A 2328-nucleotide genomic window follows, 5' to 3' on the forward strand; every position below is an offset into this window, starting at 1 on the left:
CCGCCGATCGACATGTTGACGACGTCGACCCCGCGGTTCACCACGAGGTCGATCATGCCCTCGGTCAGCGCGATGTTGGTGCAGCCGCCGGACCAGGTGCAGGCGCGCGAGGAGACGATCTTGGCGCCGGGCGCCGCGCCGTTCATCTTGCCGCCGAACAGGCTGTTGGCCGCGGTGATGCCCGCGACGTGCGTGCCGTGCTCGCTCTGGATGACGCCGATGTTGACGTAGTCGGCCTTGTCGCCGGCCGCGTTGTAGACGACGTTCTTGCGGGTCTCGACCACGAACGGGATGCGCTCGACGACCTCGGTCTTCGGGTTGTCCTTCCCGAAGTAGCCGATCTGGTGGCCGTCCTTGTACGGCTTCAGCACGGCGTCGTTCTTGAAGTTCGCGTCGTTGTCGAGGTCGACGCGGACGGTCCCGGTGACCGGGTCGTACAGCACGGCCCAGACGTCGGTGGTGTCGCCGTCCCGGTTGAGGTCGCCGGCCATGTCGCCGCCCTTGGTGGCGGCCTCGGCGAAGAGCTGGACCTTGTAGGAGCCCTTGGGCGCCGTGTAGGTGCGGCCTCCGAAGGTGAAGGTCGGGCCGGTCACCGTGGTGCCCATCCGCAGCCAGGTGCCGTCGCCGTCGCTGACCGGGTCCGTGGCGGTCACCCAGTCGACGATCTTGCGCTCGCCGGTGGTGGTCTTCTGGAGCGCGGGGTGGGCGACGTCCACACCGGAGTCCAGGATGCCGATGGTGATGCCGCGGCCGTCGGCCTTCGGGTTCTGCTTGACGAAGTCGACGGCGCCCGTCTCGAAGGACGGGTTGTACGGGTTCTTCGCCGGGGTGTTCTTGCCCGGGGCCGGGTAACTGCCCGTCGCCTTGAGCTGCTTGGACCCCGCGACCTGGTCGGCCTCCGGCGTCGGGTCGTCCAGCTGGATCTCCTGCTTGAGATCGATGCCGTGGACGCTCGACAGCTTCTGCGCCGCCTTGATGGTGGTTTCCGCCGTCGCGGTCGGCACGGTGGCCCGGACGTAGCCGAGCTTGTCGTACGTCTGGCCCAGCACGGATCCCTTGACGGCGTCCAGCTGCTTGGCGACCTGCGCGGTGGCGCCGGGCGTGGTGGCGACCATCATGGTGATGTTCTTCTCGCCCTTGGCCTCGGCCTTCGCCAGGATGTCGGCGTCGGCCTCACCGAGCTTGTCACCCGTGTCGCCGGTGGCGGCGGGCTTGACGGGGGCGGCGGCCGGGTCGTCGGCGGCGAAGACCGGGGCGGCGCCGGTGGCGGCCAGTGCGGCCGCCAGACCGGCGGCGGCGGCGATGCGCGCGGCGCGTCTGGCCCCGGGTATGGAGCCGGGGGATTCCTTGGTCATCAGCATCCCTGTGAGTGAAAGAGAGAGTCCGGAATTCGGTACCGGATGACCGCTCAGCCTTTCGTAAATGACAGGGGTTTGTGGAGACTTGACGGGGCTTAGACATGCACATGGCGTAGATCCGCCATGGGTGCCCATGCGTCACGCGGGACGAACGGGGTGAAATCCCGGTGACTTCCCGGCCACTTCGGCGGTCACCTCGGCAGCACCACCACATAGGCGGCCGGTTCTCGGTCCTCGGCCGCCGTCATCGCCGTACGCACCACCACCGCCTGCTGCGCCATCGCCTCGCGCAGCCTGCCCGGTGCGACCCGGACGACCGTGACCCCCAGCCGTTCCAGGTGCTCCCGGTCGGCGGAGCCCCCGGCACGCTCCCCGCGCGGCGCCGAGGCGCAGATCTCGACCGCGACCGCCTGCTCGGGCCAGTACGCGTCCACCCCGCCCAGGCACGCCCCGCCGGGCAGGCACAGGTCCACGTTCCACAGCGGCTCCGGGAGCCCGTGGCGGCGCACCATCTCGTAGAGCCGGTCCTCCGCGACGGCCCTGCCCTCGGCGAGCAGCTCCTCCACGGCGTCCACCACGTGGGCCCGGCCCAGCAGCTTCGCCGCGCCCAGCTCGCGTACCACCGCGGCGGGCTCGCAGTACCCGGCCCGGACCGCCTCCGTCAGCAGCCGGCGCACCGCGGGGGCCTCGGTCAGCGAGGCGACCGCGTCGGCGAGCGCCCGCTCCACCGGGGCCAGCGGCATTCCGAGCCGGGTCAGCGGCCGGGGCGGCACCGCGGCCCGGACCACCTGGACGAACCGGGTCGAGCGCAGTCGGCGGGTACGCGGCACCAGGACGTCGATCCGGTGCAGCGCGGCCAACGGCGGGACGGACTCGAAGCCGCACAGGGCCAGTGCCGCCAGGCCCGTCACCATGGCCTCGCCGTACTCCGGGCCGGGCACCGCCGTCACGGGGCGCCGCGCGGAGGCGG

2 protein-coding genes are annotated in these 2328 nt (G+C 71.5%); both read right to left on the reverse strand.

All coding sequences use genetic code 11. The annotated features are described in order from the left end of the window. A partial coding sequence (locus IH13_RS0116935; protein WP_031085283.1) for a S8 family serine peptidase occupies positions 1-1361 on the reverse strand: 1361 nt, incomplete at its 3' end. A gap of 188 nt (positions 1362-1549) precedes the next feature. Next, positions 1550-2328, reverse strand: a 779-nt coding sequence (locus IH13_RS0116940) for a hypothetical protein (RefSeq protein ID WP_031085285.1), incomplete at its 5' end; no start/stop codon positions are given.

It is taken from the genome of Streptomyces sp. NRRL WC-3549, from assembly GCF_000721935.1.
GTDB lineage: Bacteria > Actinomycetota > Actinomycetes > Streptomycetales > Streptomycetaceae > Streptomyces.